Raw genomic sequence first — 23,774 nt, 5'->3', positions numbered from 1 at the left:
CTGCCTGCAAAATCGGAGCGTGGGTGTCATGTAGATGAAACATTTCAATGGCTACACTGGGTGTTCCTGCCAGGTGACCAGAAGGGCTGTCCACCGGTGACCGACATCCACAAGCCGGCCCAGCGCCGCCGGCTCAGCATGGTTGACGTCGCCGCCCACGCCGGCGTGTCCGTGGGAACGGTCTCCAACGTGCTCAACCGGCCGGAGCTGGTCGCCAAGCCGACGCTGCGCCGCGTGCGCGCCTCCATCAAGGCGCTGGGGTTCGTGCCCAGCGCTCCCGCCCGGCAGCTGCGCGGCGGTGCGGGCCGGTCCGTGGGCGTCATGGTTCGCGACATCGGCAACCCGTTCTTCACCGAGGTGCTGCCCGGCATCGAGACCCGGCTGTCGCAGGAGGAGCTGCTGCTCGTGCTCTGCAGCTCCAGCGACTCGGTCGAGAAGGAGGCCTACTACCTGCAGATCCTGGAGCAGCACCGGGTGCCCGGCATCCTCATCACGCCCGCGGGTGACGACATCTCCCACCTGGTGGAGCTGCGCCGGCGCGGCATCGGCATGGTGCTGCTCGACCGGCCGGGCGCCGACTCCCAGCTCTGCGCGGTCGCGGTCGACAACGTCAGGGGCGGCGAGCTGGCCGGCGCCCATCTGCTGTCGCTCGGCCACCGGCGCATCGGGTTCCTCAACGGGCCGTCGATCGTGCGCCAGTGCGCCGACCGGCGCCAAGGGCTGGACAACGCGGTGCGCGCCGCCGGGCTCGACCCCGGCGAGGTGATCACCGAGGTCACTCTGCCCGCGCTCACCCCGCGCGAGGGCGAGGCCGCGCTCGCGCGGCTGCCCCTGCGCGAGGGGCCGACGGCGCTGTTCTGCGTCAACGACACGGTGGCGCTGGGCGCGCTGCGCGGGCTGGAGCAGCGCGGCATCGGCGTCCCGCACGACATGGCGGTCATGGGTTATGACGACGTGGAGTTCGCGGCCGCGCTGTCGCCGTCGCTGACCTCGATCCGCCAGCCGAAGCACCAGCTCGGCCACGCCGCCGCGGAGCTGCTGCTCACCGACGCCCGGGGCGACCCTGGCCACTGGCACCAAGAGATCGTCTTCCAGCCGGAGCTCATCGTCAGAGCGTCGACCGGCGCCTCCCTGTCCCGGCCGGGCCAGTAGGCGGTGTCCGGCATCGTCGTGCGGCGGGTTGTTCCACGACGAAGGCCGGCCCCGAGCGGTGCGCTCCGAGCCGGCCGCCGTGCTGTCTGAAGCGGCGCAGCCGCCCATGGACACGCGGCCTCGGCGGCGCCCCGGTACGCTTCCCCGTCAAGGACGACGGAGGGCGCCTGTCTCAGCACAAGTTCGTGACTCCTCCGCTCCCTGAAGGAAGCGGCTTCTCGCCCCGCTTACGCCGGAGACGACGGCCAAGCCCTGACCGATGCCCGAAAGCACAAACACCATCCTACCCGCAGGAGGCGACGGTGTCCGAGGTTCTGCCCCTGAACACCCGGGCCTTGGCGGCCCTCCCGCTCCTGATTCCCCCATCGCGGCCGAGGACCAGCAGTGGGGGTTGCCGACGGGCGGCGCGCAGCGGGGCGAGACCTTCGAGCAGACGGTCGTCCGCGAGGTCAGGGAGGAGACGGGCCTGGAGGTGAGCGTCGGCGAGATGGTGCAGCTCAGGAGCGGGTTCCAGCTCAGGGTGGAGGTCGCCCACGCGGCCGGGTACACCGGCGGCGGCACGATGCGGCTGAACCCGATGGAGATCCTGGAGGCCCGCTGGTGCGCCCCCGACGACCTGCCGGAGGGCCTGCTGGAGTCGCACCGGCGGCTGATCGAAGCGTCACGCCCGTAGGGGAGGCGGCGACTCACTGATCGCGCCGCGCCGTCACCGCGTACGCCTGTCGCCGTCCCCGCCGAGGGTGTCCCTCCTCCGAAGGGCCGGCCGGGCGGCGAGCCCGACGCCGCTCGCGGCCAGGATCCCGGCGGCCATGACGGGCACCCAGTCCCCCAGCCGGACGTACGGCGTGACCTCCATGGACAGCGGCACGTCGATCACGAAGGCACCTTGGTACCCGGGGCCGTACCAGGCCAGCGGCCTGCCCCGGGCGTCGAACGCGGCCGAGGTCCCGCCGGCTTCCACGAGCCCGGCGGGACGGCCGGACTCGACCGCGCGCACGGCTTCGAGGCCGGCCTGCTGCGCGTGTGCCCAGCTGCCGTGGAAGGTCGTGAGCGAGCCCTGCACGAGGGTGAGGTCCACGCCCATGACGGCCAGCCGGCGCCGCATGTCGGGAAAGGCGGACTCGTAGGAGATGAGCGGGCCGACCCGGTGACCTGCGACGTCCAGGACGGTGAGCCCGCCGCCGGTGGACCGGTCCTCCGCGGCCGCGTCGGTGTGATCGGCCAGCCAGCCGAGCAACGGCCGCAGCGGGATGTACTCGCCGAACGGCACCAGTCGCTGCTTGACGTAGGTGTTCACGACGCCATCCGCGGTGTACTGGTACGTCGTCTTGGCGATCTGCCCGGATGAGCCCCTGGCGTCCACGTTGACCAGCAGATCGCTGCCCACCTCGGCGGCGGCCATCCGCAGCCGGCGATCCACGTCGGGCCGCCGCGCCGGATCGAACGCCACGCTGCTCTGCCCCCAGACGACGACGTCGTGATCGCGGCCGGCGAGCTCGCGGGTCAGCCGCAGGTTCTCGGCCAGGCGCCGGGCCGGGCCGGGCACGTCGCCTGTCTGCACCCCGGCCACGCGCATGGTGCCCGTCACGGCGGGCTCCGGCCGTACGAGGCCGTAGCCGACGGCGAGCACGGCCAGCGCTACGGCGGCCCCCGCGCCCACCAGCCGGGTTCGCTGCCCGGCGCCGGGCAGCACGGCGGCGGCGAGCCCGGCGTTGACGGCGACCAGCACGAAGCTCAGCAGCCACACGCCGCCGAGCGCGGCCGAAGCGAGGACGGGCGGCACGCGCCACTGGCTCGAACCGAGCACCCCCCACGCACCGGCCAGATGTTCCCACGAGCGCAGGACCTCGACGACGACCCAGGTAGAGGGCAACACCAGCAGCGCCGCGACGACCCGGGCCACGGAGACCCGGCGGAGCAGCCCGTACGCGACAAGCCCGAACGGCACCCAGGACAGGCCCGCGATCCCCAGCACGAGCGGCGCGAACACCCCCAGGGAGTGGAGCACCCAGTGGTGCAGGACCGCGAAGAAGCCCACGGCCGCGAACCAGCCGCGCCATGCCGCTTCGGCGTACGATCCCGCCCTCGCGGCGAGCACGACGAGCGGAGCCAGCCCGGCCCACGCCCACCACCAGGCGCCGACGGCGGGAAACGCCGGCGCCAGGCAGGCCCCCGCCGCCAGGGCGAGGACACGCCCGCGCAGGCGGACCGCCCGGGTGGCCCTCGCGGGAGGGGTGGACGTGGCCCGCACAGGCGCCCCCTACCCGCCGGCCGGATCGGCTCACCATCTGGCCGGCGGGCGTTGGAGCCCGCGGAGCCCGCGGGATAGGGTCCTGTCGGGTGGTTCGTGCCACTCCACACCCCGAGGATCCTCGTCGAGGCGTCGCCCACCCGGGCTTGAGGATCGGGCCGGCTCGCCGGTCGCGCCTCCCGACTTGTGGGAGGTGCGTGCCCGTTGAGCGTTCGTACGATCGTCACCGTGGTGGCGGCAGGCACGGCGGCCAGCATGGCCTTGGGGGAATTCGTCCCGTTCTTGACCTCGGTGGGCGCGGAATTCGACCTGTCGCTCACCGCCACGGGCCTGCTGTCGTCAGCCGTCACGCTGGTCGCCGGGCTCACCTGCCTGCCGCTGGGGTTATGGGTGGATCGGCATCGGCTGCGCGGGATCTTCGTGGCCGGTCTGGTGGCTCTGGGCGTGGCGGGGCTGGCAGCACCGCTCGCCGGAGGCGCGGCGGCGCTGTTCGCCCTGCGGGCGATCCAGGCGGCCGGCTACGCCCTCGTGGTGATCACGGGGCCGAGCCTGCTGGCTCGCCTGCTGGAGGGCAGGTCACGGCAGACGGCCCTGGCACTGTGGGGGGTGTGCATCCCGTCCGGGCTCGCGCTGGCCGGCGCCGGCGGCGGTCTGGTCACCGGCTGGCGAGCCGAGGTCTCGGGCGTGGGCGCGATCACCCTGATGGTGGCCGCGCTGGCCGGGACGTTGCCGCGCGACGACCGGCCCGGCCGGGAGAACGGCCGGTCCTGCTCGCGTCGCGGACCCGGCGCGACGTGGCCGGTAGCCGCCCTGGCGGCCGGGTTCGCGCTGATCGCCTCGGTCGGGGTGAGCGTGGTGACCGTGCTCCCGGCGTACCTGGCGGCCGAGCGGAGCGTGCCCGGATCACAGGCGAGCCCGCTGGCCGGGCTGGTCTCGGCGGCCAGCGTTCTGGGCAGCCTCGCGGCCGGAGCGGCGCTGCGCGCCCGGATCCGGCCGGGCCGGCTGATCACCGCGGCCCTGCTCGTGATCCCCTTGACCGCCGGCGTCTTCACGCAGGCTCCGGTGGCGGTGGCGACCGTATGCGCGGCAGGGGTGCTGGCGGTCAACGGGCTGGCCGTCTCGGCGGTGTTCGCGGCGCTTCCCGCGGTGGCCGGCGACCGCATCGCGTGGAGCGTCGGAGCGGTGACGCAGTCGGGCAGCCTGGGCACGCTGCTCGGAGCGCCGGCGTACCTGTGGGTCGCCGAGACGGGCGGATGGAGCTCGGTGACGGTGCTGACGGCGGCGATCGTGACCGGCGGGGTCTGTTGCGCCACGGCGGCCCTCAGCGGCCGGCTGCGGTAGCCCGTACCTCTTCGTCTTCCGCCGTCGAGGTGTCGTGTGGGCGCGCGTTCCGATCGTCTTGTTGAGTGGAGGGCACACGCCGGGCTCGGGCCGGAGTTCGAGGACGCGGTATCGCCCTGACCCGCCCGACGGATGGAGGAGGACACGCGTGAAGTACGTGCTGATGTTCGTGGAGACCGAGGAGTTCGCCAAGGAGCTGGAGGAGATGGGCGAGAAGGAGCGGGATGCCGCCTTCGAGGCGGTGGGCCGCTGGTTCGCCGAGCACGCCGGAAAGATCACCCACCACACCCACCTGGCGCCGGTGCACACCGCGACCACGGTGCGGCTCGGCCCCGGGGAGCCGGTGGTCACGGACGGGCCGTTCGTGGAGGGCAAGGAAGTGGTCAGCGGATTCGCCGAGGTCGAGGTGGCCGACCTGGACGAGGCGCTGGAGCTGGTCCGCTCGTGGCCGGCCTGCCCGCTCGTGGAGATCCGCCCGATCTCGTGAGCGGGGACTCGCCCGCGGCCGCGCGGCCGCGGGCCGGCCGCGCGGTCCTCGTCCGGGAGCCCGGCACGCAGGTCACTCGTGCTGCTCCGCGCTCCGCAGGTACGCCGCCACGCGGAGCCTGCCGCCGTACTCGGCCCAGCCGAGCGGGGTCGAGTCGTGCTCGGCGTCCCTGATCGTGAGGTTCGCCCCGAGCTCGACGAGCGTCCTCGCGGTCTCCACGTCGTCGTTCCAGGCCGCCGCGTGCAGCGGGGTGGCACGATGCGGGTGGTTCACGTCGAAGCCGAGTCCGGCCAGCAGCCGTACCACCGCGGGCCTGCGCAGCTCGGCCGCCCTGGTGATCAGGTCGGGAGTGCGGGCGAGCGCCCGGGCCAGTGGCGCCGGTCCTGACGCGGCCACCGCGCCGGCGTCGGCACGCATGCAGGCGGCGGTGAACGCGTCCGCCTCGTCCAGCACGGTCGACGCGCCCGCCGCGGCGAGGAGCTCCGCGACCTCGGTGTGCCCGTGCAGCACGGCCAGCTCGTACGGTGTGCGCCCGCCGAACGCGGGATGCCCGCCGAGGCCGTCCGCCTCCGCGCCGTGCGCGAGGAGCAGCCGGGTCCGGCGCGGGCCGCCCCGCAGCGCGGCGGCGGCGAGTTCGTCGCGCACCAGCTGCTGCGGCGATCGCAGCGCCGGGCCCAGCCGGACCTGCCACGGCCCGCCCTCCCCGCGCCCGAGACCGAACTCCAGCAGCAGCTCGAGGTGGGCGGTGTCGTCGGAGAAGGAGCCGCCGAGCCCTCTGTTGTAGAGGGCCTGGCCGTCGTTGGGGTCGGCGCCCGCCTCCAGGAGCAGCCTGGCCAGCTCCGGACCCCGCGGGTGCGGCGGCTGGTCTCCCTCCCCGCCGCCGAACGCGCCGGTGAGCGCCGTGAACGGGGAGGCCAGCCCGTCCCACAGGAAGCCGGCGTTCGGGTCGGCGCCGTGGTCGAGGAGGAGCCGGGCCGCCTCCACGGGCCGGCCGGGCGGGTCGAGGCGGGCGTAGGCCAGGTACAGCAGCGGCTCCCACCCGAACGGTCCGCCCTGCGCGCGGGCCAGGCCGGGGTCCGCGGCCAGCGCGCCGGCCAGGGCACCGGCCGAGCCGGTGGCCGCCATCGTGAAGACGTTCGCGGTGGACGGCCACGGGTGCCGGGCGAGCAGCCGGCCGGCCCCACCGGTCCTGCCCCGGTCGCCCTGGCCGTAGGTGAGGCAGGCGAGCCGCAGGAACTCCTCCTGCGGGTCCTCGCGCGGCGCGACACGGTGCGGCGAGCGGGTGTAGCGCTCGACGGTGCCGATGTGCTCCTTCAGCCGGGGCCAGCTCGCGAAGCCGTACATGCGGGCGGTGACGAGCTGCGCGTCGGACAGCCTGGGCGTCCGCGGGGGCCGGGGATGGAACTCGGCGACGAGCCCGCGCGCCTCGGGAGCGCCCGCCCTCATCTGCTGGAGGAGGGTCTTGGCCTGCTTGCGGAGCCGTTGGATGCGAAGGTTGTCGGGCAGGCGGTGGATGGGCACGATGGCCTCCTTTCCGTCTGGCCTGGTGTCCGCATGGTCAGGCCGGAAAAGAGGTCGGGCCGGGGTCGTTCGGTGACCGTCAGGTGGGCTTGGCCCTTTCCGCGGACCGGTGGCGTCCTGAGCGCGCACCGTCCAGCGTACGTTGCCTCGGGGACTCGCGCAGGTCCGCGACCGGCGCGATGCCTGTTTCTTCAAGACAAGGGAAATTTGCCCCCAATCCTGTCCCCCCACCTGCCGCTACGTCCCTTTATGTCGTGATTGCCCGGTCGGCGAGGGAAGCAACGTCACCATCCACGAAGCCAGGAGCTCAGAGGGAGGGTTCTCGATGACCTACCACCCTGCGCGGCAGGTGACCGGCTGGGTCGGCTGGATCTGGTTCGGCGGCATGATGATGGTCCTGGCCGGGCTGTTCAACATCATCACCGGTCTGGCCGCCGTCCTCGCCAACCGGATCTACGTACAGACGCCCAACCGGCTGCTGCTCTTCGACGTCACCACCTGGGGCTGGCTCCATCTCTTCCTGGGCGTGCTCGTCCTGGCCACGGGCATCGCCGTCACCGCCGGCCAGAGCTGGGCCCGAGTGGTCGGCGTCATCCTGGTGATGCTGAACGCCCTCACCCAACTGACCTGGATCGCCGTCAACCCCTGGTGGTCGCTGGCCGTCATCGCGGTCGACGTGCTCGTGCTGTACGCGCTCATCGTCCACGGCAGCGAAGCCAAGGCCGACCGACCGTGAGGGTGCGGTCAGGCGGAGCCCCTCGCCCGGCACGGGCGAATCACTGAGGTGAACGGTTGTGGAAGGTGACCTCCGGGTTGGCGGTGGACGGGCCGTCCAGCAGCGGCCGGTGTTCGCCGCGCAGATGCCGGTCGAAGAAGGCGCCCACGTACGCCGTCGTGATCTCGCCCGAGCGCTTGCCCGGCAGCGGCGCTGAGGGGTCGGTCATCCCGACCTGGCCGCCCAGGACGGGCAGGTCGATGAAGGTGAAGTGGCCGGAGCCGGCCACGGTCAGCCAGCGTTTCCAGCCGTCCAGGCGCCGCCAGTCCCGAGGCCAGCTCGTGTCGTCGCCGGCCGGCGAGTGGGCCTCGGTGCCGAGCATGAGGAACGGCCGTCCACCGAGTCCGGCCTTCGGCACCGGCGCGAAGAACGTGCCGTCCATGTTCGCCCCGGCGCGGACGCGGCGGTCCCGGGCCATGACGCTCGCCGCGGCGTTGCCGCCGAGCGAGTGGCCCGCGGCGCCGATCCGCCGCGGGTCGATCATCTTCGATCGTTTCCAGGCCGTACGGGTCAGCTCGTCGACGACGAAGGAGAGGTCCGCCGCCCGGCCGGCGGCGGCCCTGGCGAGCAGCTTCTTGCTCGCCGCGTCGGAGGGCGCGCTCTCCACCTTCTCGCACGCGACGCAGGTGAGCATGCGACCGCCGGGAAAGCTGGTGCCGTACGACTCGTAGGCGTGGTCCACGAGCGCGACGACGTACCCCTTCGATGCGAGCTCCTCGGCGAGCGTGGTCAGGGTGGCGCGGTTGAGCGTGAAGCCCGGCGAGAGCACCACCAGGGGGTGGCGGCCGCCGGCGGGGGCGGCGCCGGCGCGGGCGTTCGTACGGACCCCTGCGAGCAGTTCCGCCTCGAAGCGGGTGTCGAGCTTCTGGCCCTTGAGCAGGAGACGGGCCTCGCCGGTGGTCATGTAAGGGGCGGCGCCCCCGCCGCCGCGGGCCGGGTAGTACACCGACACCATCAGCTCCCGCGCGCCAGCCTCGGGCTGCCACGGGTCACGACGCTCGCGGTCGACGAGGTGCAGGACATCGCGGCCGACCTTGTGGCGCCCGGTGGGGGCGGGGATGGCGATGCGGGTCGGGGAACCGTCCGCGGCGGCCGCAGCGGCGGGCGGCGGCGCCGACAGCGGCAGGGTCAGGGTGAGCACGGCGGCCGCGGAGACGCGGATGGCACTGATCATGCGTAGCAGCGTAGGAACTGCGGCGCCGTGCCCGGCATGCCCGAAAGACCAGCCTCACCCCTGACTTTCGTCAGGGATGAGGCGGTCAGCGCCGTAGCCGTACAGGAAGACGTGGACGCCGGAGGCGATCACCTGGTCGGCCTCCCGCCGGCTGGGGGCGGGAGCGTGGTGCGGCGGACCGGCGGCTGAGATGAGCAACATGAGCTGGACGGCCGCACGCTCGGGGTCGTCCGCGTGGAGCAGGCCCCCCGCCGTCCACTGCCGCAGGTGCTCGGCGAGCCGGCGCAGGACGCGCCGGGGACCGATCTCCTGCCAGGCGTCGATGGCGGCCTGGGGGATGTGCCCGGCCTCGGCGTTGACCTGGCGGACGAGCGCGAAGTGCTCCGCGTGCTCGGTGGCCATCGGGGCGGTGAGGGCTCGGCCGAACTCCACGAGGTCGGCCTCCAGATCGGTGATCTTGTGCAGGTGCCGGTCGATGATGGCGATCTGGGCGTCGGCCGCCCGGCCCGCGCTCTCCTTGATGACCGTCTGGAAGAGCTCGGCCTTGTCGGCGAAGTGGTTGTAGATCGTTCGCGTGGACACCCCGGCCGCCGCGGCGATCGCGTCGATGCCGGCACGGGTGTAGCCGTCGCGGGCGAACACGGTCAGAGCGCCCGCGAGGATGGCCCTGCGCTTGTCGGCCAGCCCTCCAGGGGGGCGACGTCTCGCCCTGTTGTCGCTGGTCATTTCACCTCAGTTACAGTCAGCGTTTTACTTGTTGCCATACACGTTGTACTTTACCTGCATCAGGCACCGACAGGAGAGACCCATGATCAGAATTGGCATCATCGTCGGCAGCACCCGCCCGCACCGCAGGACGGCCGTCGCGGCCCAGTGGGTCGCCGAGGTCGCCGCGCGGCACGCCGCCGTCGCGGCGGGACAGGCCTCCTTCGACGTCGTCGATCTGGCCGAGCACGGGCTGCCCCTGCTGGACGAGCCCGTGCCCGCGATGTTCGGCGACTATCGCCACCCGCACACCCGGCGCTGGGCGGGGACCATCGCGTCCCTGGACGGATTCGTCTTCGTCACGCCGGAGTACAACCGCGGCATGCCCGCCGCGCTGAAGAACGCGATCGACTACCTGTTCGCCGAATGGAGCAACAAGGCGGCCGGGTTCGTCAGCCACGGCGTGCACGGCGGCACCCGCGCCGTGGAGCAGCTGCGGCTGTCCATGACCGAGCTCCAGGTCGCCAACGTCCGCACCCAGGTCGCGCTGTCGGCGTTCACCGACTTCGAGCTCACCGGCCCCACCGACCCCGGCGTGATCACCCCCGGCCCGCACCAGGAGGAGACCCTCGTCGAGCTGCTCGACGAGGTCATCAGCTGGTCACGGGCGCTCAGGCCGCTGCGCGCGGACGCCCCGCGGAGGCGCTCCGCTGACGCCGGGCGATCAGGGGCGCGTCAGCTCACCAGCGCCTGGGTCGCCGAGTCCTTCAGCCGGGCGTTCGCCCAGCGCACCTGCCGCAGGGTGTCGGGATGGCAGCGCTGGGCGAGCGCCAGCAGAGCGGTACACCTCCGGAGCGGCCGCGTCCTGGTCACCGCCCGGGCGCCAGGTCGCGCCCGAGCCGGGCGAGGGCCTTGCCGGCATCAGGGTGGTTGAGCTGGACGAGGATGTCGCGGGCCTCCCGCCAGGCGCGCAGGCTCTCGCCGGTCTCACCGCCGGCCTGGTGGGCGTCGCCGAGCAGGAGCAACGTCTCGGCCTGACCGTACTGGTCGCCGAGGTGTCTGAGCAGGTCGATGGCGCGGGTGAAGCAGACGACGGCCTGCTGGTGCGAGCCGAGGTGGTGGTGGGCGAAGCCCAGGCTGTCCCAGGTGGCCGCCTGGCCGCGCCGATCGCCCGACTCCTCGTGCATCCACAGCGCCCGGCCGCAGTGCCTGAGGGCTCTGTCGTAGTCGCCCAGCAGGCCGTGGAGCCAGCCGACGGCGTTGAGCGCCCGAGCCTGCCAGGCCGGCAGCCCGGCCTCGGTGTAGAGCTCCATGGCTCGCTCCGCGTGGACGAGCGCCTCCGCGTACCGGCCCTGCCGTTCGAGCACGCCGCACAGGTTGCCGTGGACGTGCGCCCGGTTGCGCTCGTCGCCGAGGGCTTCGTACAGGTCGAGGGCCGACCGCAGGTGGGTGTGGGCGTCGTCGTGGCGGTCGAGGCGGCGGAAGGCCCAGCCGAGGCGGCGGCGGGCGTGCGCCTGCGCCGCCCGGTCGCCGAGGCGCCGGGCCGCCTCGAGGCCGGTGGTCTGGACGGCGACCTGGTCGTGCAGGTGCGAGTGCAGATCCAGGTAGTCGTAGAGCGCCATGGCCAGCCGCCACGCCTGCGCGTCCAGCCCCGACCGCGCCGCGTCCTCGACGGCGGCGAGCAGCGCCGCGTGCTCCACGGCGAACCACGCCAGCGCCTCCCGCTGGTCGCGGTGCTCTTCGGCGACGACACCGGCCGGCGGCTCGTCCAGGGGGATGTCCTGGTGCGGGTCGAGCAGCCGGCCGGCCTGCTCCGCGGTGTGGATGTAGTGGTCGTTGAGGCGGCGCCGGGCTGCGCCCCGCTCCTCGGGCGGATCGTGGAGGCCGGCCAGCTCTCCGGCGTACGCGCGCATCAGGTCGTGGAAGGCGTACCGGCCGGGGGCGTCCTCGGTGACGAGGTGCGCGCCCGCCAGCCTCTCCAGCAACGAGCGGGCATCGCGCAGGGGGATGCCGGCCAGGCTCGCCGCCGCGGCGACGCCGATGCGCGGCCCGCGGTGCGTCGCCAGCGCTCGGAACATGCGCGCCGGCTCGTCGCCGAGGATCCGGTACGACCACGAGAACACGGCCCTGACCCGGGTCGCCGGGTCCCCGGCGTCGAGCGCGTCCAGCACCCCGGGAGCCTCACGCAGGTCGTCCGCGATGGCGGCCAGCGGGACGCCGGGCCGCACGGCAGCGCGGGCGGCGGCGATCGCCAGGGCCAGCGGCAGCCGGCCGCATCTCGCGATGAGCTCGTCCACGGTGTCCGGCTCGGCGGCGACCCGCGTGTCCCCCAGCTGGCGGGCGAGCAGTTCCCTGGCCTCGCCGCTCGTCGGCAGGTCCAGCGGCAGCGAGACGGCGCCTTCCTTGGCGACCAGGGCGGGCAGCCGGTCGCGGCTGGTCACCACCACGACGCAGCCGGGAGAGCCCGGAAGCAGCGGGCGCACCTGGCCGGCGTCGCGGGCGTTGTCAAGGACGATCAGCATCCGGCGGCCGGCCAGCAGGCTGCGGTAGAGCGCCGTCTGCGCGTCCAGGCCGGACGGCACGCCCTGCGGCGGCACCCCGAGCGCGAACAGGAACCCGCGGACCGCCTCCTCCGGCGCCACCATCGACCCGCCGGGATCGAATCCCCGCAGGTTCACGTACAGGTGCCCGCCCGGGAAACGGTCGCGGACGCGGTGCGCCCAGTGCGTCACCAGCACGGTCTTGCCGACGCCCGCGCTACCCGACACGACGGCCATCGCCACCGCCGTCGGCTGGAGCGCGGCGTGATCCAGCAGGCCGTCGAGCCGGGAGAGCTCGCCGCCCCTGCCGACGAAACCGAAGGCGTCCATGGGCAGCTGGGACGCGGCGACGGGCGGGGGCGGCTGCTCCGGGAGCGGGCCGGGCTCGGCGGCCCGCAGGATGCGTTCGTACAGGGTCTGGAGCTCCTTTCCCGGATCGAGGCCCAGCTCGTCCCGCAGCTTCTCCCGCGCCCGGTGGTAGGCGTCGAGCGCGTCGGCCGCGCGGCCGGCGGCGGTCATGGCCCGCATCAGCGACGCCACCAGTGACTCGCGCAGCGGATGGCGCTCGACCAGGGCGGTCAGCTCGGCGGTGACCTCGTGGTGGCGGCCGGCGGCCAGCTCGAGCTTCGCCCACTCCTCCCAGGCCGCCAGCCGCTTCTCCTGGAGGGTGCGCACGTCGCCGGCCAGCGCTGGGCAGTCCACGCCGCCCAGCGGATCGCCCCGCCACAGGGCGAGCGCCTGCCTGAGCACGGCGGCCGCGTGCGCGGGCTCGGCGTCGCGCGCGGACGCGACGAGCTCCTCGAACTCCGTCGCGTCCAGCCGGCCGGCGCCGGACCGTAGCTGGTAGCCGCCGCGTACGGTGGTGATGACGTCGCCACCCGCCCCGGCGGCGGCCAGGGCCCGCCGTAGTTTCGACACCAGGTCCTGGATCTGGCGGCGGGCCGAGGCGGGCGGCTCCTCCCACACGACCTCGATGAGGCGGTCGACCGTCACCGCGTGGCCGGCGCTCAGCAGCAGGGCCGCGAGCGCCCTTTCCTGGCGAGGCCCGTGCAGGGGGATCTTGCGCCCGCCGGCCCGCATGTCCAGCGGGCCGAGGACGCCGAACCATAGATCAGCCACCGATTGCCACCCCGCGAAAAGTTCACATCACGCGAAGTTCGATGTTACCGGCCGACAGCGCACCGAGTCAGGACTTCTGTCTACACGACCGCTCGGGAGTGCGCGCCCCAGCACCGCGCGGGCGGCACCCCCCGGGGTCAGCCTGACGGCACGAGGCGGCCTTCGGCGCGCCGCCCGAGCAGGGCCAGCAGCAGCGCCATGAGCACGGCGCAGCCGACCAGGCCCACGCGATCGAAGGTGGTCGTGGCCATGACGGCGGCGCCGAACAGGGTGTGGGACACCAGCGCCCCTCCGGCCAGCCAGACCCGGTGCGCGTCCGTCCAGCCCGCGCCGGACCAGCGGTGGAGCAGCACGACGGCGGCGACGGCGACGGCGGCTGCCAGGATCATCGCCACGACCGCCCACCAGCCCCTGCCACCGACCGCCGGGACGATCGGGATGAGCAGGCCGAGGAAGGCGGCGGTGGCGAGCGCGGCCAGCAGGCCCACGACGGCGGGCTTCGGCGCGCTCGCGCCGGCCGGGGGCGCCGGCGTACGGCCGGGAAGCACCTTCAGGGCGAGTACGGAGAGCACCACGCCCGCCACGGCGAACGCGGCCAGCGCAGGCAGCGGCGCCTGGTAGCCCGGATCCATGACCGGCGGGATGAGCACCCGCAACACGGCCACACCGAGGAGCGCGACGACGCCGACGCCGACCAGCCCGCCCCGCCGCAGGTAGGGGCGGTCGCGGTGGGCCGGGTGCAGGAGATCCGTGAGCATGATCGGGATCATCACGCTGAACACGGCGTGGTAGCCGATCTGCGACTCCCAGTAGGTCGTGTTGAGGCCGAACACGCGCGGCCCCCACTCGGCGGCGTGATAGAGGGTGGGGCTGGTCAGTGCCTGCAGCCCGATGCCGTCCTCGGCGAGCTCGTACACCAGGGCGAGGACGAGCAGGCTCGGCCAGCCGCCGCCGGTACGGCGCACCGCCTCCCTGATCAGCAGCACGCCCGCGCCGTACATCGGCACCAGGAGCGGCAGCAGCCAGATCATGCTCAGCGGAAGCGCGCCGAACGTCATCTCGGCGCAGATCGGCGCCAGCGCGACCAGTGTCCACGCGGCTCTCTTGCGCCCCTTCGTTCCCGTTCCTGTCATGACACGGCTCCCGTCCTTGACTTTTACTTGGCGGGGTAAAAAGTAACTCAGCCAAGTAAAATTGGCAACGTGGCGGTGCGGTCGGCAGGGACGTGGAGGCATCGGCGGGGCGAGAAAGACACCAGCCCGGACATATGCCGATAACGGCCGCTCCCGTACGATGATCAGTCCAGCCCCAGGTCGATGAAGGCGTGAGATTCCATGCGTGACGGCGATCAGGCCACAGGATGGGACGAGGCCGGAGACGGCGTGGTCCCGCCGGGCATCGACCCCACCCAGCCCAGCATCGCCCGCGTGTACGACTATTTCCTCGGCGGCAAGGACAACTTCGCCGTCGACCGCGCCGTCGCCGAGGAGGCCCTGCGGATCGCCCCCGACGCCCGCGAGGCGGGGCGGGCCAACCGGGCCTTCCTGCGCCGCGCCGTGGAGCACATGGTCACGGAGGCCGGCATCCGGCAGTTCCTGGACATCGGCTCAGGGCTGCCCACGCAGGGCAACGTGCACGAGATCGCGCAGGCGAAGGCGCCGGAGGCCCGCGTGGCCTACGTCGACAACGACCCGATCGTGCTGGCCCACGGCAGGGCGCTGCTGGCCACGAACGGCGTCACCACCGTGGTGGCGGGCGACCTGCGCCACCCAGCGGAGATCCTGGAGAACCCCGAGGTCACCGGGCTGCTGGACTTCAGCCGGCCCGTGGGGCTGCTGCTCGTCTCCGTCCTGCACCACCTCTCCGACGACGAGGATCCCGGCGGCGTGATGGCCCGCCTGCACCGGGCGCTGGCCCCCGGCAGCCACCTGGCCGTCGTGCACTTCCACAACCCGGGCGCCGAGCACCCGGAAGCGTCCGAGATCGCCGAGGAGGCCGAGCGGAGCTTCAATCGGAATCTGGGCGCCGGGCGCTGGCGCAGCCGCGAGGAGATCCGGTCGTACTTCGGCGACATGGAGCTCGTGGAGCCCGGGCTCGTCCCGCTGGCCGACTGGCGCGCCGAGCCGGAGGACCTCATCCGCCAGGACCTCACCCGTCACAACGTCCTGGCCGGGCTCGGCCGCAAGCCATGACGGCGGGAGGGGTGAGGCTGGAACGGCTGACCGGCGAGCAGGCGCGGGCCCGTGCCGCCGAGCTGATGGACATCTACGGCGTCGCCTTCACCGAACCGCCGTGGAACGAGGACGGATCCGGCGTCGCGGACTTCGCCCGGCGCCTGGCCACCGACACCGAACGTCCGGGGTTCGTCGCGGTGCTGGCCGGACAGGACGGCAGGCCGTTGGGCTTCGGCACGGCGTGGCCCACCCGCAGCCCCTTCCCCACCGGCCGCGCGTACGACAGGGTGCGCGGCGAGCTCGGCGAGCAGGCCGAACGGCTCCTGGTCGGCGCTCTGGAGGTCGACGAGCTGGCGGTCGCCCCGCACGCGCGCGGACGAGGGCTGGCCGGCCAGATCCTCGACCTGCTGTGCGAGGGCGCGCAGCGGAGCTGGCTGCTGACCTCGCCCCAGGCCTCCGGCGCGATCAGGGTGTACGAACGACTCGGCTGGGAGCGCCTGACCGGCCCGGAGGCGAAGGTGGCGGTGTTCACGAGAGGATGGCAAGCCGAATCTATATAAGCAGATGATATAAAAGGCTTATGGATTCCGCACCCATGAGCCATCTTGAGCTGGCCGCCGGGCTCGGCCGGGTCAGGACGATGATGCGCCTGATCGACGTGCCCAGAGACCTGTCGATCACCGCGCTGTCCACGCTGGCCAACCTCGAACGCCTGGGCGCCCGCCGCCTCACCGAGCTGGCCACGCTCGAAGGCGTCACCCAGCCCGCCATGACCCAGCTCGTCTCCCGGCTGGAGCGCGAGTCGCTGGCCGAGCGGCGGGCCGACCCCGCGGACGGGCGGGTCGTGGTCGTCGCCATCACCGAGCACGGACGGGCCGAGCTGGCCAGGCGGCGGGGCACGCAGGCCAAGCGGCTGGCCGAGTTGCTCGCCGAGCTCTCGGAAGCCGACCGCGCCGCCATCGCCGCCGCCCTGCCCGCCCTCGAACGGCTCACCGCCCGCGCCCTCGGCGCCACGCCGCCGGACCAGGGAGCGGCCTGATGACGCGGGCCGACGCGGCGGGCAGCCCGTTCCGCCAGCCCAGGGCCGTGTGGGCGGTGGCGTTCGCGTGCGTCATCTCCTTCATGGGCATCGGGCTCGTCGACCCGATCCTGCCCGCGATCTCCGCCGACCTGAACGCCTCGCCGAGCCAGGTGACGCTGCTGTTCACCAGCTACCTCGTGGTGATGGCGGTCGCCATGCTGGTCACCGGCTGGGTGTCCAGCCGCATCGGCGCCAAGTGGACACTGATCGCCGGGCTCGTGCTGATCGTCGTCTTCAGCGCGCTCGCCGGCAGCTCGGGAAGCATCGGCGGCATCATCGGCTTCCGCGCCGGCTGGGGCCTGGGCAACGCGCTGTTCGTGGCGACCTCGCTGGCCGTCATCGTGGCCGCCGCCAGCGGCGGCTTCTCCGGCGCGATCATCCTGTACGAAGCCGCGCTCGGCCTGGGCATCGCGGTCGGCCCGCTGCTCGGCGGCGCGCTCGGCCACATCAGCTGGCGTGGCCCGTTCTACGGCGTCGCCGTGCTGATGGCGGTCGCGCTGGTCGCGACCATCCTGCTGGTACGCCCCCAGCCCAGACCACCTCGCAAGACCTCGCTGCTCGATCCGATCAGGGCCCTGCGCCACCGCGGCCTGCTGATCATGAGCCTGACGGCGCTCTGCTACAACTGGGGCTTCTTCACCGTGCTCGGCTACGCCCCCTTCCCGATGGAGCTGGACGCCATCCACCTCGGGCTCGTCTTCACCGGCTGGGGCCTGATGGTGGCGATCTTCTCGGTGGCCGGCGCGCCCTGGTTGCAGCGGAAACTCGGCCTGGCCCGCACGCTCTACGGCAACCTCGCGCTGTTCGCGCTGGTCGTCTTCGTCATCGCCGCCTTCACCGACAGCCCGCCCGTCCTGATCACCGCGGTGATCGTCGCGGGCGTGTTCATCGGCGTCAACAACACGCTGACCACCCAGGCCGTGATGATGGTCGCGCCCGTGGAGCGGCCGGTGGCCTCGGCGGCGTACGGGTTCGTGCGCTTCATCGGCGGCGGGCTGGCGCCGTTCGCGGCCGGCAAGCTCGCCGAGCACTTCAACGTGCACGTGCCGTTCCTCATCGGCGGCTGCGCGATCCTGCTCGGCATCGCCATCCTCGCCAACGGTCACCGCGAGCTGGCGCGCGCCGAGCGCAACCAGGCCGAGGCCGACGCCCACGCGGGCGAACCGGCCGGAGCCACCACGAGTTGAGATCGACGGGCTCCGGCACGGCTCAGGTCATCGCGCCCGCACTCCGAGCAGCGCCCGGTAGGCGGGCTTCGGCGCCAGGTTCTCGTCGAGCAGGCACGCCGCGCCCTCGCCGTCGAACCAGCCCGGCACCCACGAGTGGCGGTCGGTGAAGCCCCAGACGGTGAACTCCTTGCAGGCCTCGACGCTCAGGCAGTCGGTGAGCGCCCGGCGGTAGTAGTCGGCCTGGGTGGCCAGCTTCTCGGGGGTCACGGGCAGCACCATGCGCACGTCCAGCTCGGTGACCGCGATCTCCAGGCCCAGGTCGGCGAAGCGGCGCATGACGTTCGCCCAGTCGCCCGGGTAGTCGTACTGGATGCCGAGGTGTCCCTGGAAGCCGACGCCGTGGATGGGCACGCCGCGCGCCTGGAGGTCCTTGACCAGCGAGAGCGTGGTCTCGATCTTGGGGGTGTTCCATTCGATGTTGTAGTCGTTGATGAACAGCTTGGCGTGCGGGTCGGCGCGGTGGGCCCAGCGGAAGGCGTCGGCGATGTAGCCGGGGCCGAGGTTCGTCAGCCAGATGTTCTGCCGCAGGCTGCCGTCCTCCTCCACCACCTCGTTGACGACGTCCCACGCCCTGATCTTGCCCTTGTAGCGGCGGACCTGGGTGGTGATGTGGTCGCGCAGGATCCGCTTCAGCTCGGCCGGGGTGATCGAGCCGTCGGCGACGCCCTCGGTCAGCCAGGCCGGGAGCTGGTTGTGCCAGACGAGGGTGTGGCCGCGTACGCGCTGGCGGTTGCGGTGGGCGTTGTGGACGAGGGCGTCCGCGTCGGCCCAGGTGTACGCGCCGCGCTCCGGCTCGACGGACTCCCACTTCATCGCGTTCTCGGCGGTGACGTGGTTGAACTGGTGGTTGAGCACCTTGCGGTAGTCGGCCTCGTCGCGCAGGGCGGCGATGTCGACGGCGGTGCCGATCCTGATGCCGTGCTGGTGGGCCAGCTCCCGCAGGTCACGCGGCTGGCGCGGGCCGGCGTACGCGGGAGCGGGCAGGGCGAGCATGAGCGCCAGGGCGATGATGAGGGGCTTCACCGGCGACCTCCGATGCGAAGCGTGCGGGGGCGACCGCGTTTCCGAAATTTTCTGACATACGTCGATAATTTCTGCGGTCGCGGGAAACGTAAGCGCTCCGCAGCCCTTCGTCAACACCCTGGTCCACGCCGGGACACCGCACCTTTCACCCCATACGGCGAAATGTTGATCTTTGCGGTGATACTGATGAGGCGCGAGGTTAGAGCGTTGCTGTCTGTTCTTAATGGTGCACCGATGCTACGGTTTGTCCCCAGCTTGCTACGCGATCAGTCGCGAGGCGGCAACACAGCGTTCCCCCCGCGGGAACGCCTGGTTAGACACGCTCGCCTGGCCGTCACGGCCTTGAGGACCACCGATGTCAGCACTTGCCTCTTCCCCCGCTCCGCGAACGTTCACCCCGCGGCACCGCGCCGCCCTCGCGTTACTCGGGGGACTGGTCGTCACGGTGCCGGCCTGGCTCTGGGTGCTCTCGTTGGCCCCTTCCGGCGCCACCGGACTTGTGGCGGCCGTCGGCGGAGTGGCGGCGGCCCTGCTGTCCTGCGCCGCCGCCGCGCTCGCTCACCAGCAGGCGGCCACCCGCGCGCTCCGCGAGCAGGCGGACCGGGACGGCCGGCGGGTCGCCCTGCTGGAGCGGGAGGCCCTGCGGCTGGCCGAGAAGACCCTGCCGGAGCTCGGCGGCCAGGTACGCGAGGGCGTGCCCACGGTCGACGCGCTCGCCAAGGTGACGCAACCGTCCGACGACCTGCTCCAGCGGCTGGTCAAGGCCGCCGGCCACGAACTCGACCTGCTCGCCCGCGAGGCCGCCGCCGCCCGGGCGGCGGGCGCGTCGCTGGAGGCCGAGGTCGTCAGGCTGGCCGACGAGGCGCTGCCCGAGCTGGTCAAACGCGTCCAGTCGGGCCACCAGCCGGTGGACGACGCCCTGAAGGAGGTGCGCCAGCCGGTGCACGGCCCGCTGCGCGGGCTGCTGAGCGAGGCGGCGCGGCAGATCGGCGAGGGCGAGCGCAAGGGCACGGCGGCGATGCGTGCCTGCGCCGGCGCCGCCGCCCGCGTCCAGGCCCAGGCGACCAGCCTGCTGGCCCGGCTGCGCGAACTGGAGGAGCGGTACGGCGACCAGGAGGACGTCTTCGCCGACCTGCTCGACCTGGACCACCGGGTCTCCCAGACGGGCCGGCTGGCCGACAACATCGCCCTGCTGAGCGGCGGCCGTTCCGGACGCAGGTGGACCAGGCCGATCACGATGGAGAGCGTGCTGCGCGGCGCCATGGGCCGCATCGGCGCCTACCGGCGCGTCCGGCTCCACTCGACCAGCACGGTCGCGGTCGCCGGGTACGCCGCCGAGGGCGTGATGCACGCGCTGGCCGAGCTGATGGACAACGCGGCCGCCTTCTCCGCCCACGGCACCGAGGTCCACGTCTACGTCGAGGAAGAGGACAACGGCGTCGTGGTCACCATCGAGGACAGCGGCCTCGGCATGCGCTCCCGGGAGCGGCACCGCGCGGCCAAGCTGGTGTCCGAGCCGCTCGACCTGCGGATGTTGTCGGGCACCAGGCTGGGCCTGGCCGTGGTGGGCCGCCTGGTCGACAAGTATGGACTGATGGTCAGCTTCCGGCCCTCGGCCAGAGGCGGCACCGGCGTCGTGGTGCTGATCCCGCGCCGCCTGATCACCCGGCCGCGCCCGGACGACGAGCCGCCCGCCGTGGCCACCGCGCCCGCCGTGCCCGCCCCCGCGCCGCCGGCGCCCGATCCGGAGGAGGAGACCCAGGGGCCGCTGCCCAAGCGGCGCCGCGGCCAGACCCTCGCCGAGGCGACCAGGGACAGGCCCGCCCCGGCCGCCGAGCGCGTACGCGACGGCGGCGACCCGGCCGCCAGGTTCGCCGCGTTCCGCCAGGCCGGCGGGCGCGGGCCCGCCGCGTGCCCCGACTCCTGACCGGCTTTTCGATTCACAGATAGGAGGCAGGGGCCGACGTGCGGGACGCGCGCCCCATTCTTTCCCGATGAACTCTACGGACGCCTTGACGACCACGGACAGCAGTCTCGACTGGCTGCTGGAGAACCTCAGGGAGAAGACCCCGGGCATCGCCCACGTGCTGGTCCTGACCAGGGACGGGCTCAAGCTCTGCCACACCTCCGGGCTCGACCGGGACCGTGCCGACCAGCTCTCCGCGCTGGCCTCCGGGATCCAGAGCCTGTCCGTGAGCGCGTCGGCCGAGTTCGGCACCGCCATCGGGTCCGGGCAGGCGATGGTGGAGTTCCCCGGCGGCCTGCTGCTGATCGTGCCCGCGGGCGCGGGCGCCCATCTGGCCGTGATCGCCGCGGAGGACGCCGACGTCGGCCTGGTCGGCCACAACATGAACGAGCTGGTCGAGCAGATCGGCACCTACCTCAGCGCGGCGCCGCGGCCGGCGGCCGGCGGTTCCAGATGAGGCAGCGGCCCGTCGACGACGAGGCTCCGGACCGGCTCTACATGGTCACCGGGGGACGCACCCGCGCCGACGAGAGCACCTTCGACTCGGTGTCGCTCATCGTCAGCGAGTGCGAGCCCGCCCCCGGCATGCAGTCGGAGCACGCGAAGATCCTCCGGCTGACGCGGCGGCCCACGGCGGTGGTGGAGCTCTCCGCGCAACTGCGGCTGCCGGTCAGCGTGGTGAAGATCCTGCTGTGCGATCTGCTGGACACGGGCCGGATCACCGTACGCCATCCGTCCGCGCTGCGGTCGGCCCGGCCGAGTCCTGAGCTGCTGGAGGAGGTGCTGGTTGCCCTCCAGAACATCTGAGCGCGCACCGCTGCGCGCGACCGCGGCGGACGCGCTGAAGATCGTGATCGTGGGCGGCCTGGGAGTGGGCAAGACGACCATGGTCGGCGCGGTGAGCGAGATCCGCCCGCTCAGCACCGAGGAGGTCATGACCGAGGCGGGCGCCGGCATCGACGACACCCGCCGGGTGCGCGGCAAGACCACCACCACGGTGGCCTTCGACTTCGGCCGGATCACGCTGACGGAGAGCAAGGTGCTCTACCTGTTCGGGGCGCCCGGCCAGCAGCGCTTCTGGTACGTCTGGGACCAGCTCTTCTCGGGCAGCCTCGGCGCGGTCGTCCTGGTGGACACCCGCAGGCTGCAGGACTCGTGGTATTCCATCGACCGGCTCGAACACCACCGCATGCCCTTCGTCGTGGCCGTCAACCGGTTCACGGAAGGGCCGGGCGTGGACGCCGTACGCGATGCCCTGTCGCTGCCGCCCTCGGTGCCGCTCGTCGACTGCGACGCCCGGCTCCGGCACTCCTGCAAGGACGTGCTGGTCACGCTCCTGCGCCACCTCACCACCTGGTACGCCCCCGCCCAGGAGACCCTGTCATGACGGAGAAGGCCGCGCTGTCCGGCTATCCCGACCACGCCGACGCCGTGCCGCTCCACGGGCCGGCCCTCGACGAGGACCCGGACGAGCTCTACCGGCGGCTCCGGCGCGAGCACGGCACCGTGGTGCCGGTGCTGCTCGACGACGGCGTACCCGCGTGGTTCGTGATCGGCTACCGCGAGCTGCACCACGTGTTCGGCATGCCGCACCTGTTCGGCCGCGACTCCAGGCGCTGGAACGTGTGGGACCACGTGCCCCCTGACGGGCCCCTGACGGCGACCTTCCGCTGGCAGCCGACGGTGTTGTTCACCGAGGGCGCGGAGCGGCAGCGGCGTACGGGCGCGATCGGCGACGCCATGGACGGCGTCGACCGCACGGAGCTGGCCATGCTGGCGGAGCAGGTGTCCGACCAGCTGATCGACGGCTTCGCCGGCGACGGCAGGGCCGACCTGGTCACCCAGTACGCCAGACGGATCCCGGCCCAGGTCATCGCCCGGCTCATGGGGATGCCCGAGGCCGACATGGACGACGTGGTCACGAACGTCAATGTGGTGCTCGACGCCACCAGCGAGACCTACGCGGCCTACACCTGGCTCCGCGACAGGATGAGCACGCTCATGGCCGCCAAGCGGGAGGTTCCCGGCGACGACATCGCCTCGCGGCTGATCGCGCACCCGGCGGGGCTCGGCGACGAGGAGGCGGACATGGATCTCGGGGTGATGCTCGTCGTGGCCAACACCCCGACCGCGGGCTGGATCAGCAACACGCTCCGCCTCATGCTGGTCAACGACCGGTTCTCGATCACCTTGCAGGGCGGCCGCAGCAGCGTCGGGCAGGCCATGAACGAGGTGTTGTGGCGGGATCCGCCCCTGCGCAACGCGCCGGGACGCTGGGCGACCCAGGACTGCGAGCTGGGCGGGCGCCGCATCCGCAAGGGCGACCTGCTGGTGCTCGGCCTGGCCGCCGCCAACGCCGACCCGCAGGTGCAGCCGGCGGACGAGTCCGATCCCGGCGCGAACCGGGCCCACATGTCCTTCGGGCACGGCGAGTACAGCTGCCCCTATCCCGCGCCGGAGCTCGGCGAGGTCATCGCCGAGACCGCGGTCGAGGTGCTCCTCGACCGGCTGCCCGACGTGGATCTCGCGGTCCCGCCGGACGCGCTGCGCTGGCGGCGGTCGATGTGGATGCGGAACCTGGAGACGTTGCCGGTGCACTTCAGCCCGACCGCTCCCCGGCAGGGCTCCTGGGACGGGGTGTAACGCCGGAGGGGTCATACCGGGCGAATCCCGACTCAATTGGGATATTGACGAAAAATCCTTACATGGTACTCATAGATCGAGTCGGAAAGTTTCAGTACCTCCTCAAGGTTCGTCCGGAGCCCACCCCCTAGGAGGACGCGCATGGCGCGTAACCCGTCCACCGACCCTCCCGCCGACTTACTCGGCCCCGTCCAAGGCGAAGTCTCCTGGTTCTGCTGCGGAACCGCATGGGGACCGTGCAGCAGCACAGGAAAGGGCGCCTGCGGCACCTGCAACTCGGGAAGCCTGCAGCACGCCTGGCCGAACGCCTCCGACGCCTGCTGGTCGATCACCCGTCCCGACAGGTGCGGCGTCAGCCTCTCCCGCAGGACCTGCGGATTCCGGCACCGCACCACGTCCCTGTGCGGTGGCGCCAGCGTCGTCACCGCGATCGCCGACTGCGGCCCGCAGACCGACCTGTTCTGCGGCGAGCGCAGCTGCTGCGGCTCGACCTGCGCGAACAACCGGCTGATCGACCTCACCCCGGCGGCCTACAGCCGCATCGCCAGCCTGTCCACCGGCCTGCGGCCGTGCGAGATCGCGACCGGGTGAGG

General features: G+C 72.7%; 23 protein-coding genes. 16 read left to right on the top strand and 7 right to left on the bottom strand.

Annotated elements, in window-relative coordinates:
* Positions 1-96: 96 nt before the first annotated feature.
* Positions 97-1,152, top strand: coding sequence for a LacI family DNA-binding transcriptional regulator (locus tag ABGB14_RS10760; RefSeq protein WP_347643441.1), 1,056 nt, complete (start codon positions 97-99; stop codon positions 1,150-1,152).
* 391 nt (positions 1,153-1,543) lie between these two features.
* Complete coding sequence (locus tag ABGB14_RS10755) at positions 1,544-1,825, top strand: NUDIX domain-containing protein (protein ID WP_347643440.1); 282 nt, start codon at positions 1,544-1,546, stop codon at positions 1,823-1,825.
* A gap of 33 nt (positions 1,826-1,858) precedes the next feature.
* Here ABGB14_RS10755 and lnt read toward each other — a convergent pair whose 3' ends face one another.
* Positions 1,859-3,403, bottom strand: a complete 1,545-nt coding sequence (lnt, locus tag ABGB14_RS10750; RefSeq protein WP_347643439.1) for an apolipoprotein N-acyltransferase — start codon at positions 3,401-3,403, stop codon at positions 1,859-1,861.
* A gap of 204 nt (positions 3,404-3,607) precedes the next feature.
* On the opposite strand from lnt, the gene ABGB14_RS10745 reads away from it, so the two are divergent.
* Positions 3,608-4,744 carry an MFS transporter gene (locus ABGB14_RS10745; RefSeq protein ID WP_347643438.1) on the top strand — a complete coding sequence of 379 codons (1,137 nt, stop codon included), beginning with the start codon at positions 3,608-3,610 and terminating at the stop codon, positions 4,742-4,744.
* A 148-nt stretch (positions 4,745-4,892) separates the two neighbouring features.
* Positions 4,893-5,231, top strand: a complete 339-nt coding sequence (locus ABGB14_RS10740) for a YciI family protein (RefSeq protein WP_347643437.1) — start codon at positions 4,893-4,895, stop codon at positions 5,229-5,231.
* Positions 5,232-5,303: 72 nt separating this feature from the next.
* Here ABGB14_RS10740 and ABGB14_RS10735 read toward each other — a convergent pair whose 3' ends face one another.
* Positions 5,304-6,752: an ankyrin repeat domain-containing protein gene (locus ABGB14_RS10735; RefSeq protein ID WP_347643436.1), complete on the bottom strand. Its 1,449-nt coding sequence runs from the start codon at positions 6,750-6,752 to the stop codon at positions 5,304-5,306.
* Between the two features lie 325 nt (positions 6,753-7,077).
* On the opposite strand from ABGB14_RS10735, the gene ABGB14_RS10730 reads away from it, so the two are divergent.
* The gene (locus ABGB14_RS10730) at positions 7,078-7,488 is read left to right on the top strand and encodes a hypothetical protein (RefSeq protein ID WP_347643435.1); all 411 of its coding nucleotides are present in this window, start codon (positions 7,078-7,080) and stop codon (positions 7,486-7,488) included.
* Between the two features lie 40 nt (positions 7,489-7,528).
* On the opposite strand, the gene ABGB14_RS10725 is transcribed toward ABGB14_RS10730, so the two are convergent.
* Positions 7,529-8,701, bottom strand: a complete 1,173-nt coding sequence (locus ABGB14_RS10725; protein ID WP_347643434.1) for an alpha/beta hydrolase — start codon at positions 8,699-8,701, stop codon at positions 7,529-7,531.
* Positions 8,702-8,755: 54 nt separating this feature from the next.
* Positions 8,756-9,427 carry a TetR/AcrR family transcriptional regulator gene (locus ABGB14_RS10720; RefSeq protein WP_347643433.1) on the bottom strand — a complete coding sequence of 224 codons (672 nt, stop codon included), beginning with the start codon at positions 9,425-9,427 and terminating at the stop codon, positions 8,756-8,758.
* A gap of 82 nt (positions 9,428-9,509) precedes the next feature.
* On the opposite strand from ABGB14_RS10720, the gene ABGB14_RS10715 reads away from it, so the two are divergent.
* Complete coding sequence (locus ABGB14_RS10715) at positions 9,510-10,340, top strand: NAD(P)H-dependent oxidoreductase (protein WP_347643432.1); 831 nt, start codon at positions 9,510-9,512, stop codon at positions 10,338-10,340.
* On the opposite strand, the gene ABGB14_RS10710 is transcribed toward ABGB14_RS10715, so the two are convergent.
* Together ABGB14_RS10710 and ABGB14_RS10705 are read right to left on the bottom strand one after the other, a co-directional pair.
* Entirely contained in the window at positions 10,276-13,065 is a 2,790-nt protein-coding gene (locus ABGB14_RS10710; RefSeq protein ID WP_347643431.1) for a BTAD domain-containing putative transcriptional regulator, read from the bottom strand. The genes ABGB14_RS10715 and ABGB14_RS10710 overlap by 65 nt on opposite strands.
* A 137-nt stretch (positions 13,066-13,202) precedes the next feature.
* On the bottom strand, positions 13,203-14,198 hold the full coding sequence (locus ABGB14_RS10705) for a hypothetical protein (protein WP_347643430.1): 996 nt from the start codon (positions 14,196-14,198) through the stop codon (positions 13,203-13,205).
* Between the two features lie 201 nt (positions 14,199-14,399).
* On the opposite strand from ABGB14_RS10705, the gene ABGB14_RS10700 reads away from it, so the two are divergent.
* From ABGB14_RS10700 to ABGB14_RS10685, 4 genes are read left to right on the top strand one after another with little or no spacing between them, the layout of a single operon-like run.
* The gene (locus ABGB14_RS10700) at positions 14,400-15,257 is read left to right on the top strand and encodes an SAM-dependent methyltransferase (protein ID WP_347643429.1); all 858 of its coding nucleotides are present in this window, start codon (positions 14,400-14,402) and stop codon (positions 15,255-15,257) included.
* 11 nt (positions 15,258-15,268) lie between these two features.
* Complete coding sequence (locus ABGB14_RS10695; protein ID WP_347643428.1) at positions 15,269-15,799, top strand: GNAT family N-acetyltransferase; 531 nt, start codon at positions 15,269-15,271, stop codon at positions 15,797-15,799.
* 35 nt (positions 15,800-15,834) lie between these two features.
* On the top strand, positions 15,835-16,278 hold the full coding sequence (locus ABGB14_RS10690) for a MarR family transcriptional regulator (RefSeq protein ID WP_347643427.1): 444 nt from the start codon (positions 15,835-15,837) through the stop codon (positions 16,276-16,278).
* A complete protein-coding gene (locus ABGB14_RS10685; protein ID WP_347643426.1) occupies positions 16,278-17,507 on the top strand; it encodes an MFS transporter in 1,230 nt (409 codons plus the stop codon). Before ABGB14_RS10690 ends, ABGB14_RS10685 begins: the two co-directional genes overlap by 1 nt.
* A 27-nt stretch (positions 17,508-17,534) precedes the next feature.
* Here ABGB14_RS10685 and ABGB14_RS10680 read toward each other — a convergent pair whose 3' ends face one another.
* Positions 17,535-18,572: an endo-1,4-beta-xylanase gene (locus ABGB14_RS10680; protein WP_347643425.1), complete on the bottom strand. Its 1,038-nt coding sequence runs from the start codon at positions 18,570-18,572 to the stop codon at positions 17,535-17,537.
* Positions 18,573-18,927: 355 nt separating this feature from the next.
* Here ABGB14_RS10680 and ABGB14_RS10675 point away from each other — a divergent pair, with 355 nt between their 5' ends.
* From ABGB14_RS10675 to ABGB14_RS10650, 6 genes are all read left to right on the top strand, one after another.
* Positions 18,928-20,499, top strand: coding sequence for an ATP-binding protein (locus tag ABGB14_RS10675; RefSeq protein WP_347643424.1), 1,572 nt, complete (start codon positions 18,928-18,930; stop codon positions 20,497-20,499).
* A gap of 67 nt (positions 20,500-20,566) precedes the next feature.
* Positions 20,567-20,995, top strand: coding sequence for a roadblock/LC7 domain-containing protein (locus tag ABGB14_RS10670; protein ID WP_347643423.1), 429 nt, complete (start codon positions 20,567-20,569; stop codon positions 20,993-20,995).
* Complete coding sequence (locus tag ABGB14_RS10665; protein WP_347643422.1) at positions 20,992-21,345, top strand: DUF742 domain-containing protein; 354 nt, start codon at positions 20,992-20,994, stop codon at positions 21,343-21,345. The genes ABGB14_RS10670 and ABGB14_RS10665 overlap by 4 nt, the downstream gene beginning before the upstream one ends.
* A complete protein-coding gene (locus ABGB14_RS10660; RefSeq protein ID WP_347643421.1) occupies positions 21,326-21,925 on the top strand; it encodes an ATP/GTP-binding protein in 600 nt (199 codons plus the stop codon). The genes ABGB14_RS10665 and ABGB14_RS10660 overlap by 20 nt, the downstream gene beginning before the upstream one ends.
* Positions 21,922-23,181 carry a cytochrome P450 gene (locus ABGB14_RS10655; RefSeq protein WP_347643420.1) on the top strand — a complete coding sequence of 420 codons (1,260 nt, stop codon included), beginning with the start codon at positions 21,922-21,924 and terminating at the stop codon, positions 23,179-23,181. The genes ABGB14_RS10660 and ABGB14_RS10655 overlap by 4 nt, the downstream gene beginning before the upstream one ends.
* A 141-nt stretch (positions 23,182-23,322) precedes the next feature.
* Positions 23,323-23,772 carry a hypothetical protein gene (locus ABGB14_RS10650; RefSeq protein WP_347616316.1) on the top strand — a complete coding sequence of 150 codons (450 nt, stop codon included), beginning with the start codon at positions 23,323-23,325 and terminating at the stop codon, positions 23,770-23,772.
* Positions 23,773-23,774 lie beyond the last annotated feature (2 nt).

Source organism: Nonomuraea sp. B10E15 (assembly GCF_039871615.1).
Taxonomy (GTDB): Bacteria; Actinomycetota; Actinomycetes; order Streptosporangiales; family Streptosporangiaceae; genus Nonomuraea.
This window is presented reverse-complemented; position numbering and strand designations above follow the sequence as displayed.

Coding starts and splice junctions, on each gene's coding strand:
- ABGB14_RS10730 (WP_347643435.1), top strand. CDS start 7,078: ATGACCTACCACCCTGCGCGGCAGGTGACCGGCTGGGTCGGCTGGATC.
- ABGB14_RS10725 (WP_347643434.1), bottom strand. CDS start 8,701: ATGATCAGTGCCATCCGCGTCTCCGCGGCCGCCGTGCTCACCCTGACC.
- ABGB14_RS10720 (WP_347643433.1), bottom strand. CDS start 9,427: ATGACCAGCGACAACAGGGCGAGACGTCGCCCCCCTGGAGGGCTGGCC.
- ABGB14_RS10715 (WP_347643432.1), top strand. CDS start 9,510: ATGATCAGAATTGGCATCATCGTCGGCAGCACCCGCCCGCACCGCAGG.
- ABGB14_RS10705 (WP_347643430.1), bottom strand. CDS start 14,198: ATGACAGGAACGGGAACGAAGGGGCGCAAGAGAGCCGCGTGGACACTG.
- ABGB14_RS10700 (WP_347643429.1), top strand. CDS start 14,400: ATGCGTGACGGCGATCAGGCCACAGGATGGGACGAGGCCGGAGACGGC.
- ABGB14_RS10690 (WP_347643427.1), top strand. CDS start 15,835: ATGAGCCATCTTGAGCTGGCCGCCGGGCTCGGCCGGGTCAGGACGATG.
- ABGB14_RS10685 (WP_347643426.1), top strand. CDS start 16,278: ATGACGCGGGCCGACGCGGCGGGCAGCCCGTTCCGCCAGCCCAGGGCC.
- ABGB14_RS10675 (WP_347643424.1), top strand. CDS start 18,928: ATGTCAGCACTTGCCTCTTCCCCCGCTCCGCGAACGTTCACCCCGCGG.
- ABGB14_RS10670 (WP_347643423.1), top strand. CDS start 20,567: ATGAACTCTACGGACGCCTTGACGACCACGGACAGCAGTCTCGACTGG.
- ABGB14_RS10665 (WP_347643422.1), top strand. CDS start 20,992: ATGAGGCAGCGGCCCGTCGACGACGAGGCTCCGGACCGGCTCTACATG.
- ABGB14_RS10655 (WP_347643420.1), top strand. CDS start 21,922: ATGACGGAGAAGGCCGCGCTGTCCGGCTATCCCGACCACGCCGACGCC.
- ABGB14_RS10650 (WP_347616316.1), top strand. CDS start 23,323: ATGGCGCGTAACCCGTCCACCGACCCTCCCGCCGACTTACTCGGCCCC.